General features: G+C 46.9%; 13 protein-coding genes. 10 read left to right on the top strand and 3 right to left on the bottom strand.

The window, feature by feature from the left end; all coding sequences use genetic code 11:
• Positions 1–1,126: 1,126 nt before the first annotated feature.
• Complete coding sequence (locus AC50YO_RS23110) at positions 1,127–2,020, bottom strand: NAD(P)-dependent oxidoreductase (RefSeq protein ID WP_494850677.1); 894 nt, start codon at positions 2,018–2,020, stop codon at positions 1,127–1,129.
• A 191-nt stretch (positions 2,021–2,211) separates the two neighbouring features.
• Here AC50YO_RS23110 and AC50YO_RS23105 point away from each other — a divergent pair, with 191 nt between their 5' ends.
• The 6 genes from AC50YO_RS23105 to AC50YO_RS23080 all read left to right on the top strand — a co-directional run bounded on the left by AC50YO_RS23105 (position 2,212) and on the right by AC50YO_RS23080 (position 8,245).
• A complete protein-coding gene (locus tag AC50YO_RS23105) occupies positions 2,212–3,561 on the top strand; it encodes a glucose-6-phosphate isomerase (protein ID WP_494850675.1) in 1,350 nt (449 codons plus the stop codon).
• Positions 3,562–3,587: 26 nt separating this feature from the next.
• A complete protein-coding gene (locus AC50YO_RS23100) occupies positions 3,588–4,220 on the top strand; it encodes a YigZ family protein (protein WP_494850674.1) in 633 nt (210 codons plus the stop codon).
• 252 nt (positions 4,221–4,472) lie between these two features.
• Entirely contained in the window at positions 4,473–5,276 is an 804-nt protein-coding gene (gene cysT / locus AC50YO_RS23095) for a sulfate ABC transporter permease subunit CysT (protein ID WP_494850686.1), read from the top strand.
• 5 nt (positions 5,277–5,281) lie between these two features.
• Positions 5,282–6,079 (top strand): sulfate ABC transporter permease subunit, encoded by a 798-nt coding sequence (locus AC50YO_RS23090; protein ID WP_494850685.1) that lies wholly within the window; start codon positions 5,282–5,284, stop codon positions 6,077–6,079.
• A 3-nt stretch (positions 6,080–6,082) separates the two neighbouring features.
• Positions 6,083–7,147: a sulfate/molybdate ABC transporter ATP-binding protein gene (locus tag AC50YO_RS23085; protein ID WP_494850673.1), complete on the top strand. Its 1,065-nt coding sequence runs from the start codon at positions 6,083–6,085 to the stop codon at positions 7,145–7,147.
• 27 nt (positions 7,148–7,174) lie between these two features.
• On the top strand, positions 7,175–8,245 hold the full coding sequence (locus AC50YO_RS23080) for a sulfate ABC transporter substrate-binding protein (RefSeq protein ID WP_494850672.1): 1,071 nt from the start codon (positions 7,175–7,177) through the stop codon (positions 8,243–8,245).
• Between the two features lie 83 nt (positions 8,246–8,328).
• On the opposite strand, the gene AC50YO_RS23075 is transcribed toward AC50YO_RS23080, so the two are convergent.
• Positions 8,329–9,138 (bottom strand): Cof-type HAD-IIB family hydrolase, encoded by an 810-nt coding sequence (locus AC50YO_RS23075; protein ID WP_494850684.1) that lies wholly within the window; start codon positions 9,136–9,138, stop codon positions 8,329–8,331.
• A gap of 186 nt (positions 9,139–9,324) precedes the next feature.
• On the opposite strand from AC50YO_RS23075, the gene AC50YO_RS23070 reads away from it, so the two are divergent.
• From AC50YO_RS23070 to AC50YO_RS23055, 4 genes are all read left to right on the top strand, one after another.
• Entirely contained in the window at positions 9,325–10,740 is a 1,416-nt protein-coding gene (locus tag AC50YO_RS23070; protein WP_494850669.1) for a S41 family peptidase, read from the top strand.
• Between the two features lie 100 nt (positions 10,741–10,840).
• Positions 10,841–11,062, top strand: a complete 222-nt coding sequence (locus AC50YO_RS23065) for a DUF1450 domain-containing protein (protein WP_494850667.1) — start codon at positions 10,841–10,843, stop codon at positions 11,060–11,062.
• Between the two features lie 89 nt (positions 11,063–11,151).
• Positions 11,152–11,655 carry a ferritin gene (locus AC50YO_RS23060; RefSeq protein ID WP_494850665.1) on the top strand — a complete coding sequence of 168 codons (504 nt, stop codon included), beginning with the start codon at positions 11,152–11,154 and terminating at the stop codon, positions 11,653–11,655.
• Positions 11,656–11,801: 146 nt separating this feature from the next.
• Positions 11,802–12,272: a hypothetical protein gene (locus AC50YO_RS23055; RefSeq protein WP_494850664.1), complete on the top strand. Its 471-nt coding sequence runs from the start codon at positions 11,802–11,804 to the stop codon at positions 12,270–12,272.
• Positions 12,273–13,127: 855 nt separating this feature from the next.
• Here AC50YO_RS23055 and AC50YO_RS23050 read toward each other — a convergent pair.
• Positions 13,128–14,135, bottom strand: coding sequence for an HD-GYP domain-containing protein (locus AC50YO_RS23050; RefSeq protein WP_494850663.1), 1,008 nt, complete (start codon positions 14,133–14,135; stop codon positions 13,128–13,130).
• Positions 14,136–14,145: the final 10 nt, after the last annotated feature.

Below are 14,145 nucleotides of genomic sequence, written 5' to 3'. Positions count from 1 at the left end.
GAACCCATGAACCCATGAACCCATGAACCCATGAACCCATGAACCCATGAACCCATGAACCCATGAACCCATGAACCCATGAACCCATGAACCCATGAACCCATGAACCCATGAACCCAAACCCCAAACCCCAAACCCCACAAGGAGTACTCTCCCTTACGCTGCAGATGTTACGTATAAAGAGATTACGCTATCGTATGAAGCATTTTTCGTAAAAACAGGCTTCATACAGGGGCAAACCGGAGATAACGTCAGCTATACTCATTAGTCGGGAACCGAGCTTCGCCACTAATGACCCTCTCTTCACTATTGCTCTTTTCCGCCTGTCTGAGCGTTAAGATAAAGTAAATGCATTCATTAATTTCTACATGAACTTCCTTCTTTAACGTGGGAGCCGTTTTTTTGGAGCAGCTTTCTTTGTGTTCAGGGCGGCTGTGCTTGGAACAGCTACAGGAATCTGGCACTCCCTTTCATGCGAATGAAAGAAGATCACCTGCGTAATGGTCAACTTAAGCCTAGCTACACTAATGCAGGAGGACTGGCGGTATAGTGAGGCCGAAGAGACATGGACGTGTAATGGCTGGGCGAAAACGACTGTTATGGCCATAGCAACGAAGAGAAACGAAAGAAAACGAAAGAAAATGAAGAAAAAACGAAAGAAAACATAAGGGAACGAAAGAAAACATAAGGGAACGACAACATAAGGGAACGAAACGCAAGGGAACGAAAGAAAATGCAAGGAAATGAAAAACAAAAGAAACGAAAGAAAATGCAAGAAAATGGATAGGAAATAAGGAGCGGAAAGATCGAAATCGAAGATATAGGCTAGCGTTGTGAAGAAGGATTGAACGGGAGTGTGTGTTTGGAGAATTCAGGGACAGCCGGGGATTCAGGTGTTTTTTACTTCGATTTTGCCGAAAGTGAGACCTTAAAATCGGATGGCTTTCGTTCTCCCATCATTTGCTCGATAAGACAGGGATAGATCAAAAAACAAAAATGGCGGTGCTGGGATAACTTCCTTAGCCTCGCCATTTTTTTGAATTTTGACCAAATTCACATTAAAGATCTCTTCAAGTGAGCAGAGCTGCTTTTGCCAGCCCCTTATTTATATAGTCTAAAGGCTGCTCTAAGCTTGTCCGCTTAGCTTGCGGCCGATCCATTGCTCATAGGCGAGGGCAACGCCGCACATATCAAGCTCGCTTAGCCCCATCGCATCTCCCACCTGAAATTGGCTCTTAGCTGCTTCCAGTAAGGGGGTAGGAACATTAAGGCTGTCTGAGAGCACAGAGGATAACCGCAGATCCTTGAGCATCAGTGCCAAGGAGAATTGGACATCATAGTTGCTATCAAGAATTTTTTGCCCTTTCAGGTCAGCTGATTTGCTGGCTGCCCCTCCTGATTGTACAAGCTCCAGAAAGGCGCTGCCATCAATGCCGCCTTTAGCGGCGATAGCCATTCCTTCGGTCAAGGCAACGACATTAATGCCGACAATCGTATTATGTGCAAGCTTGGCTGTTGCGCCGCTGGCGTTGTCTCCCATATAAATGGCTTTGCTGCCCATCGCCATAAGTACATCCTGAACCTGCGCAAGCGTATCTTGCGGACCGCCCACCATGAAGACGAGAGTCCCGTTATCGGCTGCAGGCTTGCTGCCTGTCACAGGGGCATCTAGAAATTGACCGCCGAGGCTCTTCGCAGTATCAGCGAGCTCACGTGCAAGGGACGGGGATATCGTGCTGCTGTCAATAAGGGTCATTCCGGGACGAAAAGCATTGAATATGCCCTCCTGGCCCCAATACACGTCACGGATGGCTGCATCATTGCTGATCATCGTTATGACAATATCAGAATGATGCACAGTTTCCGTTATAGAAGAAGCTTCTTTTGCACCAAGCTCCAATAGTGATCCGGCTTTGCCTGGCGTGCGGTTGTATACAGTAACGGCATAGCCCTTGCTCAGCAAGTTAGCTGCCATTCCCATTCCCATAACGCCTAATCCGATGAATCCAATCTTTTTCATTCGTATTCCTCCTCAGATTTTACGGAGCAAAACTACTTCGTAATAAGCACGCTTGGCATAAATAATAGTGCGTGATAAATGTATTATAACGCTACTTCATGAATTTTTCATTGGAAGGAAGCTTGTTTTTACTTGGTAAATCCGATATTCTAAATGCTAAGTCTAAATCAAGATCAGGAGGCCTTTTCAATATGAGTAAAACAGTACAATTCGATTACAGCAAAGCGCTTACGTTTCTTGGCCAGCATGAAGTCGATAATTTGACCGAACAAGTGCGTCTTGCACATGATCAATTACATAACGGTACAGGTGCAGGCTCGGATTACCTTGGCTGGATCGACCTGCCGACTAATTACGATAAAGAAGAATTTGCCCGCATCAAGCAAGCAGCAGACAAGATCAAATCGGATTCAGAAGTATTGATCGTTATTGGTATTGGCGGTTCTTACCTTGGTGCACGTGCAGCTATTGAGATGCTGTCGAACTCTTTCTACAACCTGCAATCGAAGGAGCAGCGTGCAACGCCGCAAATTTTGTTCGCAGGCAATAATATCAGCTCGACCTATGTGACTCACCTTCTTCAACTGATTGAAGGACGTGAATGGTCCATTAACGTAATCTCCAAATCAGGCACAACGACTGAGCCTGCTATTGCTTTCCGTATTTTCCGTGAAGCGCTGGAGCGTCAATATGGCAAAGAAGAAGCTCGCAAACGCATTTACGCAACAACGGACCAAGAGAAAGGCGCTTTGAAAAAGCTTGCGACTGAAGAAGGCTATGAGTCCTTCATTATTCCAGATGATGTTGGCGGACGCTACTCCGTACTGACAGCTGTAGGCTTGCTTCCAATCGCAGCAGCGGGCATTGACATCGACGCTATGATGCAAGGTGCAGCTGACGCATCGAAGGAATACAGCAACCCGAATCTGGCAGAGAATGAAGCTTACCAATATGCGGCTGCTCGTAATGCTTTGTACCGCAAAGGCAAGACAACTGAAATTCTCGTTAACTATGAGCCTAATCTTCATTTCGTATCCGAGTGGTGGAAGCAGCTGTTCGGCGAGAGTGAAGGCAAGGATTACAAAGGCATCTATCCAGCATCTGTTGATTTCTCGACGGACCTGCACTCGATGGGTCAATTCATTCAAGAGGGCAACCGTAATATATTCGAGACCGTTATTCAGGTTAATGAAGTGACTGAGCACATTGCAATCGGCCATGATCCTGCGGATCTGGATGGCTTGAACTTCTTGACAGGCAAGACGATGGATTTCGTGAACAAAAAAGCATTCGAAGGAACGCTGCTTGCCCATACGGATGGACAAGTACCGAACTTTATCGTGAATATCGCTGACTTCAACCCGTATACCTTCGGTTATTTGGTCTACTTCTTCGAGAAAGCATGTGGAATCAGCGGCTATCTGCTGGGCGTGAATCCATTCGACCAACCGGGCGTTGAAGCCTATAAGCGCAACATGTTCGCGCTGCTTGGCAAACCGGGCTACGAGAAGGAAAAAGCGGAACTCGAAGCGCGCCTGTAGGCCGCTGGCGACCGTGACTACTGCATATGCTGGAACGTTATTCGACGATTAGAGAGCGAAGCAGCGCGGAAGTAATTATCAAAAAATCCCGGTTTATCGGTTATGCCAAGCCGGTAGAGACAGAAGAAGAAGCCATTGCCTTCATCGAGGAAATTAAGAAGCTTCATCGGGCCGCGACGCATAATTGCTCGGCCTATATGGTGGGAGAACGCGATCAGCATCAAAAAGCTTCCGATGATGGGGAGCCCAGCGGTACAGCTGGCAAACCGATTCTTGAGGTAATCAAGAATAAGGGGCTCAAAAATGTCGCTGTCGTCGTTACTCGTTATTTCGGCGGCATTATGCTTGGGGCTGGCGGACTCGTTCGTGCTTACACGGATGGCGCTGTAGCGGGTATTGAAGCGGCTGGGGAGATTGTGAAGGTGCTCCACCGTGAAGTATACGTGGACGTGGATTATACGTGGTACGGCAAGCTTGAGAATGAGCTTCATGGCAAGGGTACACGCCTCGGCGGAACTGAGTTTCTGGACCGTGTTATTGTGAAGTGCTTGCCAGAGGCCGCTGAAGCACCGGCTTTCATCGCTTGGATGACGGATCTTACCCAAGGACAAGCATTGATAACGGAAGGCGAAAGTGCCTATTATATTGAGGGCGAATAAGCAAGGAGAAGAGAGACAGACACTTTGGATAAAAGTGGACTGTCTCTCTTTTTGCGTCTATAGAAGTGAAAAAGTGGCTATATAAGCCCAAGTTATCCAATCCAGAAAAAAATGTTAATTTAGCATTGACTGATATGGTAAATGTCTGCTAAATTTATAATACCAAGTTAGTTAATAGGAATTGTGTTTTTTAGTTGTACAACACCTACGGCACAAGCCGCGGTCTGGAGGTCAGGTCACGCAGTGAATACGATGTTTCGCAGTAAAAGGTGGAGCTTTGGATTTCGTACCACCGTTATGCTCTACTTTATTCTATTAATCGTTCTTCCAATTCTAGGTATTTATACGCAGTCGATCTCAAGCGGGTGGCTGCCCTTCTGGGACAGCATTGTCGATCCTCTTGCTTGGAAAGCGGTTCTGTTAACCGTTAAGCTGGCACTCATTGCGACAATTATTAATGTTCTAATAGGCACAATGACAGGCTGGGTACTGATTCGCTACCGTTTTCCCGGACGGCGGATTCTGAATAGTCTGGTAGACCTGCCCTTTGCACTCCCTACCGCTGTAACGGGACTGATGATCTTATTGCTTCTTGGTCCAGGCAGCTTCGCAGGAGAGCTTGCGGCTAAGCTGGGCTTCGAAATTGTATTCCACGAGCCCGCGATTGTCATTGCGATGCTGTTCGTAACCTTCCCCTTCGTGATCCGGGCTGTACAGCCTCTTCTGGAGGAGATGGATAAGTCGGAGGAAGAAGCGGCTTATACAATGGGCGCTTCCAAATGGCGCACCTTCTTCAATGTCATTCTGCCAACCATGCTTCCGGGTGTCATTAGCGGAGCGATGCTTGCTTTTTCTAGAGGCTTGGCTGAATTTGGTGCGGTAGTTCTTGTAGCAGGCAATATTCCAGGCAAGACGCTGATTGCGTCCGTCTTTATATTTGGTGAAATTGAGAGCAATAATCCGCAGGGAGCTGCGGCTGTGTCTGTACTGCTGCTTACGCTTTCGTTCATTATCTTGTGGACTGTCAGCCTCATCCAAGCGAGGAGGCCAAGATAATGACAATCAGAAGACTGTGGATTGGATTGACTTATATTGTTTTTATTTTGCTGCTGATTATTCCTTTAATCGAAATTTTTACCGGCTCATGGGCAGATGGCTGGAGTGGTTTTATCGGAGGTTTGTCTCGCCCGCAATCGCTTCATGCCTTAGGGATGACTGCTGCTATCGTCCTTATCGTGACAGTCATTAATACGCTGTTTGGGGTAATGCTCGCTTTGTATCTGGTACGTGCAAGCTGGATAGGCGATCGAATCAAGCGTCTGCTTAACAGTCTGGTCGATCTGCCTTTTGCGGTATCGCCAGTCATTGGCGGGTTGATGATTGTCCTTATTCTCGGCCCTAATACGGTGATTGGTACATTTTTCGAGGATGCCGGGTTCAAGATCGTCTACGCACTGCCGGGGATGATTCTGGCGACCTTATTCGTTACTTTTCCGTTGATGGTGAGAGAAGTGCTGCCGGTGCTCCAAGAGATTGGAGCGCAGCAAGAGGAAGCGGCATCAACTTTGGGCGCGTATTCCTTCTATACGTTCTGGAAGGTCACTTGGCCATCTATTCGCTGGGGCGTTATTTATGGGGTTGTATTGACGGTAGCTCGTTCATTAGGAGAGTTTGGTGCTGTGCTGGTTGTCTCCGGCAACATCATGAACAAGACACAGACGGCGACCACGCTCGTCTATCAGGATGTAGAAAATTTCAACGTTGTAGCTGCAAACGGGGTAGCGTTGGTTCTTGCCGTATTTTCCGTTGGGCTGCTGTTAGTGATGGAATGGGCCAAAAAACGAAAGGAAGTGCATTAAGCCATGCATATTGAAGTTCGTAATTTAAGCAAAAGCTTTGGTGATTTTCACGCGGTACAAAATGTGAGCTTCGAAATCGAAAAGGGTCACCTGATTGGGCTTCTTGGGCCGAGCGGCGGCGGCAAAACCTCGATCCTGCGGATGCTGGCTGGCCTTGAGTCTCCAACCTCCGGCGATATTTTTTTCCATGGCAAGCGCGTGAATGATCTGCCTCCTCAGGAGCGCGGAATCGGATTCGTGTTCCAGAACTACGCGTTGTTCAAGCATATGACGGTATATGATAATATCGCCTTTGGGTTAAAGGTGAAGAAGCAGTCGAAGGAGCAGATTAAAGATCGCGTATCGACGCTAGTAGAATTGACTGGTCTCAAAGGGTTCGAGCATCGTTATGTGCATCAGCTATCTGGCGGACAGCGCCAACGGGTTGCCTTCGCTAGAGCATTGGCGCCAGAGCCGCAATTATTGCTGCTGGATGAGCCATTCGCAGCGATAGATGCGAAGATTCGATCTGAGCTTCGCACTTGGCTGAAGGAAATGATCGAGCGGGTCGGCATCACTTCGATCTTCGTCACGCATGATCAGGAGGAAGCTATTGAGGTCGCAGACGAAATTATGATTATCGGCAAGGGCAAGCTTGAGCAGAAGGGTACGCCATGGGAAATTTATAAAAATCCAGAGACGCCATTCGTAGCAAGCTTCATCGGCGAATCGACGATTGTAGAGGATATCGGCGTGCTGAAAGGCTTTGATGCCGCGGCTGTCTATCCACGTACTAAAGCTCTTATTCGTCCAGAATATATTGAGATTGGCAGACCTGGTGAAATACCGCTTGCTTCGGCAACACTTGATGCTACAGTCAAAGCCTTGCATTTCCGCGGCAGCGAATGGATGGTCGAGCTGCTCGTTGGAACCGTCAAGCTGATTACGTATCGCTCCTTGGAGAAGGCCGTACTCATACCGGGCGAGAAGGTCAATGTGCTCGTTCATCGCGCTTACCTGTTCAATGAGAATGACAGCTGGATTATGGAGAACAGCTTGAAAGAAGATCCGATGCCGATTCATATCTAAATTTCCTGAAAAGAGTTGTATGCGAATATGTTAATCAATCGAGCAACAAGCCAGCGCAGGATTATGCTGCTGCTTGCTCTTTTGCTGCTAATGACGGCAGCAGGCTGCAGCAACGCGGAGCCGGTGAATAATCCTGCGGCTGAATCTACCTCTCAAGATGGTGATGTAACGCTTGTCATTGGTGCTTATTCCGTTGTGAAGGACGCATTCAGTGAAATACTGCCGAGATTTCAATCTCATTGGCAGGAGCAGAGCAGCCAGAAAGTGAACTTTCAGCAGTCCTATGAGGCCTCTGGAACACAAGCACGAGCAATTGCAGGTGGCTTTGAGGCCGATGTAGCGATTATGGCGCTGGAAGGCGATCTGGATAAAATAGCGGACGCAGGCTTCATTACGCAGGATTGGAAAGCACAGAGCCATTCGGGGATGATTACTAGCTCTATTGTCGTCTTGGGGACGCGAGCAGGCAATCCAAAAGGGATTAAAGATTGGGATGATTTGACGCGAGATGGAATCAAAGTGTTGTATCCAAACCCGAAAACTTCAGGTGGAGCGCAGTGGGATATTAATGCGATCTATGGAGCAGGGCTGAAGAAGTCGGAGGAGCAGGGCGGAGGAAAAGATCCTGCTTTTGCGAAAAGCTTTCTCAAATCGGTGCATGACAATGTTGCTTCCTTGGATAAGAGCGGCAGAGCCTCAATGGCGGCATTCGAATATGGGGTAGGCGATGTAATCGTCACCTATGAGAATGAGCTGCTTGCCCGCCAGAAGCAAGGAGTCGACTATGACATTGTGATTCCAGAGCATACGATACTGATTGAGAACCCTGCTGCAGTTGTAGATAAGAATGTAGATAAGCATGGCACGCGTGACGTTGCAGAAGCTTTTATCGCCTACTTGCAAAGTGATGAAGCGCAGCGCATATTTGCTGATTATGGCTTCCGCCCTGTTAATGAGAAGATCGCTGAGGAAACCAAGACCAGCTTCACGGTTCCTGCGGGCCTATTTGATATTAACTATTTGGGTGGCTGGAAAGAAGTAAGGGAGAAGCTCTATTCCAAAAAAGGCGTCTGGTATCAGGTTTTGGCTGATTTGTAAGGAGAACAAATTAGACCTCTGTATGAGATGATTAATCTCGAGTACAGAGGTCTTTTCCTATGAAATCTATGGAGCAAGCAAGCTTATTGTACGGCTTCTGCCTGCAGGATGAACTTCTCAATAACGTGGCGAACGCCTTCTTCATTATTGCTAAGGGTTACGTAATTAGCGATTTCCTTGAGCGCAGGCGTGGCATTGCCCATTGCGACACCTAATCCTGCGGCTTCAATCATTTCATGATCATTCCAAGCATCGCCAATAGCGATACATTGTTCCATCGAGCAATTCAGATGCTCTGCCATGAAGCGGAGAGCGTGGCCTTTGGTGCCTTCCTTGTGCATGAACTCCAAATAATGAGCCTTTGATTTCGTCATATGAACGCGATCACCGATCAGAGGCCTGAGCTTAGCTGCGATTTCGTCCAAATAAGCAGGATCATCAATGATCAGCATTTTACTATTCGGCTGTTCTAGCAGATCTTCGAAGCTCTCAGGCACAACATAAGGGATGTTCGTCAGCTCGGAGTACTTCTTAGCCCTGTCGTTATCTTCTTTTACATATAGAATATCATCAACATACAGCTGCAAGTGCAGACCATGCGCTTCGGTGAAGGCATAGAGCTCTTTGGCAGCATCCGTCGGCACATAACGCTCGTACAGCACTTGCCCGTCCAGCAAGGTTTTGACCAATGAGCCTTGATACGTAATAATCGGGACATTCAATTGAATTTGCTGCGCTATTTTTCGTGCGGAGGCATACATCCGTCCTGTAGCCAGGGTTACGGTTACGCCTTGCGCAATCGCTTGCTCCATGGCCGCTTTCGTTGCTTCAGTCACGATGAGGTCATCGGTGAGCAACGTATCATCTACATCAATTGCGATAAGCTTATACATAATAGCTAGTAAGGCTCCTCTCGTCTCTTTCGTTAACAATGGACTAGGTTGATTGTAGCTTAAAAGCAGCGGAGCGTTCAAGAGATGGATGTGAATCAGCTCTCATGTCAAAGGGGTATTTGCTACATTCCCTTCAAATAAGCTAAAGTATAGGGAGACATATGAAAGATTCGGGGAGTGACGAAAGTGAAGTATTTTACAAATAACATAGCAAAGCAAAGAGCAATCACGTTCTGCCTAATGGGCGGTATCGTTTGTGTGTTAGCAGGATTCGTGGGAGGCTGGCTGTGGACGGAGGCCCGTTATCCGATGCTTAAGGAACCAGCATTTCGCAATTTTAATGCCTCTTATACAACGATCATGGACGATTATTTGAATGGGGCGAAGCCCGAGGATCTGATTAACGGGGCATCTGAAGGAATGGTGGCCTCTCTTGAAGACCCTTATTCCAGATATCTGATCAAAGAGCAAGGCAATGCCTATACACAAGGCTACGAGGGTGAATTTTCTGGGGTAGGCGCAGAGGTGCGTGAAGAGGACGGGAAATTTATAGTGAACGGCCTGACCAAAGGAGCTCCAGCTGAGCGCGGGGGTATCCAGGCTGGGGATGTTATTATAGGCGTTAATGGTGAGAAGCTTGCAGGGAAGACCTTTCAGGACCTGATCGGTATGCTGCGCGGCGAGACAGGCTCGGAGGTAAGTCTAACTCTGCAGCGGGGCGAGGACTCAGAGCCTATTGTCATTAAGCTGAAGCGAGAGGCGATTCCGGTACATACGGTTTCATCAGAAATGCTAGAGGATGGTATCGGGCATATTACGATTAGCCGCTTCGCCGAGAAGACGGGGACCGAGTTCGATGAGGAAGTTGAGAAGCTGAAGAAGGAAGGCATGACTAAGCTGCTGCTTGATCTTCGTTCAAATCCGGGCGGCCAGCTAGTGCCGACGATTCACATAGCGGATAAGCTAGTGCCTAAGGACAAATTGATTCTTGATGTCATTTATAAGAATGAGCGCAAGGTAGTCTCCTATAAATCCAAGCAGAAGGAGCCTTGGACAATTCCGATCGCGGTGCTTGTTAACGGGCAATCAGCTAGCGCGAGTGAGGTATTGACCGCGGCGTTGAAGGAGTCTGCAGGGGCTGTCGTCATTGGAGAGAAGACCTATGGAAAAGGTGTCGTTCAGGCTTACCAGCAGTTCAAAGACGGCTCGGTGCTAAGTCTGACAGAAGCGCAGTGGAAAACACCGGGTGGAACCTGGCTTCATAAAGTCGGCGTAACACCGGATGAGATCGTTGCGTTGCCTGCCTATGCGAGCCTTCGTCCATTGCCGCTCGGAAGTGAGCTCACAGTCGGCAGCTATGGGGAAGATGTGAAGACACTTCAGACGATGCTTAAGGAGCTTGGCTATGCACCTGTAGGACATGATGGGCTGTTCGATGAACAGACGGCGTCTGCCCTTCGTCAATTCCAAGCGGTAGAAAAGCTTGGAGCTAGCGGCAAGCTGACTGATCGCACCTCATATCGACTGCTCGCTAAACTTAGGGAGAAATTAGATCGTGAGGATACCCAATTGCAAAAAGGACTAGATATACTAAAAAAATAACAGCCGCTTTCACCTGCCGCTATTGACAACGGGAATGATAATTAATATCATTTGAAGAGTAAGCATTACACCGTTGCAATACGGTTGCGGGGTGAGACGGATGAAGAAGATCAAATATTGTACGAGGAACCTCAAGAACGGAACGAAGCCAGTGTATAAGGCTATGAAAGCGAAGTTTCCAGATATTAAGATGAAGAAAAGCGATTGTCTAGGCCATTGCAAGACTTGCAAGCATGAGTGCTTCGTTATGATTAAATCCGAGACCGTCCGTGCGTCAGATCCAGATCAACTGTATAAGCAGTTGAAGAAGATGATTGGCTAACGAGTTGGAATAATTTATGGGGGCGGCTTTTGCCGCCCTTTTTCGTTTGTGTTAGAATAAGAGTAAATATGGAAAGAGGTGCATAGGCGATGAATGATAATTTAGCAGAAGCGTTAAATGAACAGATGAACTTTGAGTTTTATTCGGCGCATGTGTATCTGGCAATGGCTGCTTATTGCAGCGCAGAAAGCCTGGATGGCTTCGCGAACTTCTTTATTATTCAAGCGGAGGAAGAACGATTCCATGCTATGAAGATATATAAGTTTATTAATGACCGCGGCCGTCGTGCGACCTTGACAGGCATGGGCGATCCAAAGAATGAATATTCTTCGATGCTGGATGCATTCGAGCATGGTTATGAGCATGAGAAACAGAATACGAAGCGGTTCTATAACCTTGCCGATCTGGCGCTTAATGACCGTGAGCATGCAACAATGTATTTCTTGAAGTGGTTCATTGACGAGCAGGTAGAGGAAGAGTCTCTGTTCGATAGCATTATTCAGAAGCTTAAACGGATTGATAAAGACAATAATGCCTTCTATATGCTGGATGCCGAGTTCGCACAGCGGACCTTCGTTGCTCCGGCAGAGTAAGATACAACATAGAGCAAGTAATAACAACGGGAATGGCTTATTCAGCTGTTCCCGTTGTTGCTTGTAGAGGAGGGATATACCTGTTCTTCATCATCCAGCGTATTTGCGGTGTTTTATTACTGATATTCGGAGTAGTCTTATTATTCATGGGTAACGGAGGCATTCCAGTTGGAGGAGCGCTGCTGTTCGGGGGTTTTGTGCTTGTTTCACTAGCAGAGCTTGTAGATCTTCAAAGAGGCATCTATCGTACGGCTATGGGATTGCCTTATTCGCAGGAGCAGCTTAATCTTCTAATCAGATCAAACAAACGATTAGTGACTTCGGAATCCTTGTCTATCTATCCCAATAACGAAACGGAATATCCGATTATTCATCTCCACGGCCAGCCCTACATAAGGGCCAGAGCATTAGTAAATTATATGGAACAAAGCGAGCTGACTTATACTTTTCAATTTCCTAATGCTGACCCTGTCGTTATGCGTTGTGCGGCGCGTTATGCCGCTGGTGTGAATTTATTCGGCTTTCATGATCAGGTATTTGTTAATCTTGCGGAGCTTCCGATAACGGTAAGGATTAACGGGGATTACTTTCAAATAGAAAGTAAAGCTGCGCAGTAGGCGTGCTTGCTGAAAAAACCACTCGTATAAGCATCAAAGGATGAAAGTAGTTAAAAAAAGCGATGCAGAGATTATCTCTGCATCGCTCAGATTTTACAGAAACCCGCGTTTTTAAAACGTTGGGTTTCTTTTTTAATTACGCTAAGTCAAACTCGTGAAATACGGAATATGGTAATCCTCTTAGCCCATCCGTTTATGATGGAGGGCGGAATGGAGATTGAGATTTTCTCGGGCAGCATCATACCGTAACGGTTTTCCGCTATAATCTTGTTTCTTGTCTTTTCTAGATAAATAAAGGTTCCAGGTTCCGCTATTTTGGGAAATCAGTTCGTTTTGGCTTTGTTTTCTTGCGATAGCGGAATCGCCTTCCTCTATTGGATCTATTAAAGTAGAAATACAACAAATAGAGGAACGTCATGCCGCTATAGCAGTAAGGCCACTGGCAGTTATAAGACTACCAGCAGCAGACCACCGGGACAACTATAATTTCCTGCGTCCCGTTCATTCCTGAAATCGCATAGTTGCTTTTCGGGAAGTCAGCTCTAAAGAACTCAAAAGCTCGGGGAATAATTTCATCAGGTAGAGAGTGTCTTATGAGCTTTCAATACAGCATGAGCGATGCAGATTCTGCATCGCTATTTCAATTGTGATTAATTGCTGCTTTTTTCAGGTGAGGATAGGCAAGGGAGCGCCCCCGACAGAATAGGCATGCTTTTGCAACCTTACTCATTAATTCAGAGGAATCCCAGAGCAATGGCGATCGTAAGAACATTCGAATGAACAGCATGCTGCTTAAAACGAAAAAAAGTCCCATTCGTCAGTTCAATGACGTACGGGACTTTCTCCTCTTTTGATTCAAGCTTGATTCGTCTGTTCCTGTTCGAACATGGCAAGGAAGGAATCAACAATAGCCGGTTCAAATTGCTTGCCGCGCTGCTCCTTGATATAAGCTAACGCTTGCTCGTTGGACCATTTCTCTTTGTAAGCTCGCTTGCTCGTAAGAGCATCGTATACGTCAACAATGCTAACGATACGAGCTTCTATTGGAATATCATGACCTGCCAGCTTATGCGGGTAGCCTTCCCCATCCCAACGCTCATGATGGTGGAGTATAATATTCCGGCTGACTGTCAGCTCGCTGGAGAATAGTTCATCATTGAATTCGCTAAATATTTTTTCGATAATGTCGGCCCCGATTTGGGTATGCATCTCGATAATAGCTCGCTCATAATAGACGAGCGGTCCCGGCTTATACAGTATTCCTTCAGGGACGCCTGATTTGCCGATGTCATGCAGAATGCTGGCCGATGACAATTTGTTAATAAATTCTTCTCCCCATCCCAGCTGCAGCCTGTCGTTATGTATCCGCGAAAGACGGTCAGTGAGATCCCGAACGCGCACAAGATGGGATTCAATTCCGGGATCACGAATTTCGCAGGAGATAGCGAGCACTTTAAGCAAGGAGCTTTGGATATGCCCCACTCGGTCCTCAGGCAAATAAAAGCCGCTTTTCAATTGCTCCAGCTCTCGAAAAATGCCTATATAGTAAATGGTATCTTTATCCAGAGAATAAGGCGTAATCGTAATGGAGGAATGCCACAGCTGGCCATCCCGTTTGCGATTAGTGAAGACGCCTGACCATGGTTTTTTTGCACGAAGTGCCAGCTTCATATTGTCATGTGTTTCTTTGGGCGTGTAACGGGTTCTTAGTATACTTGCTTTTTTGCCGATGATATCGCATTGCTTATACCCGGTTATTGCCTCATAGCTGCTATTAATGGCTAGAATGTGATGCTGCTCATCCGTAATAATGACGGCGTCAGCAAGGCTGAGAAAAGGCTTCAATTGTTCAATCATGATCATGCTGCTGTTG

The sequence above is a fragment of the Paenibacillus sp. J22P59 genome (assembly GCF_059383895.1).
The sequence above is the reverse complement of the archived record's forward strand: the minus strand, read 5'-3'. Positions and strand labels throughout refer to the sequence as shown.